Here is a 700-nt window from a genome sequence, read left to right as displayed (position 1 = left end):
GCGAGCAGCCGGCCGCGCTCGGCGACCAGTGTGAGCGCGTCCTCCAGCGAGAGCACGCCCGCCAGGCAGGCGGCGGAATACGCCCCCAGGCTGTGGCCGATCACCGCGTCGGGCCGGACGCCGAGGTCCGTGAACCAGCGCGCCAGCGCGTACTCGACGACGAACAGCGCCACATGGGTGAACCGGGTGTCCCCCACCCGGTCGGTGCGGCCGAGCAGGTCGGCCTCGGAGGCGTCCGCGCCCGCCGCACCGCGCAGCAGCTCCCGGCAGTGGTCCACGTGGGCCCGGAATCCCGGCTCGCTCGCGTACAGGGCCCGGCCCATGTCCCGGTACTGGGCGCCCTGCCCCGGGAACAGGAACACGACGGGCCGGCCGGGGCGGTGGGCGACGGGCTCACGCGCCGGCTCGGCCAGCCGCTCCACGAGGTCCTGGTGCCCGCCGGCCACGACGACACGGCGGTGCGGGAAGCGGTGCCGTGCCGTGTGCAGCGTGTACGCCAGCCGTTCCAGCGGGACGTCCGGGTGGGCGGCCGCGTGGCGGGCCAGGGCCCGGGACTGCCGGTCCAGGGCGTCCGGTGCGGGCGCGGAGACCACGAAGAGCGTGTGGGTGCGCGCCTCGTGCCGCAGTTCGGCCGGGTCGGCGGGGACCGGGGGCGCTTCCTCCAGGACGACATGGGCGTTGGTGCCGCCGATGCCGAAGG

General features: G+C 76.6%; 1 protein-coding gene. It reads right to left on the bottom strand.

Translation table 11 applies throughout. The annotated features are described in order from the left end of the window. A partial coding sequence (locus CCN42_RS32040) for an acyltransferase domain-containing protein (protein WP_143662081.1) occupies nt 1-700 on the bottom strand: 700 nt, incomplete at both ends.

Source organism: Streptomyces glaucescens (assembly GCF_002154375.1).
GTDB classification, from domain to species: domain Bacteria; phylum Actinomycetota; class Actinomycetes; order Streptomycetales; family Streptomycetaceae; genus Streptomyces; species Streptomyces glaucescens.
Note: the sequence above shows the minus strand (reverse complement) of the source record. Positions and strands in the feature narration are given on the sequence as shown.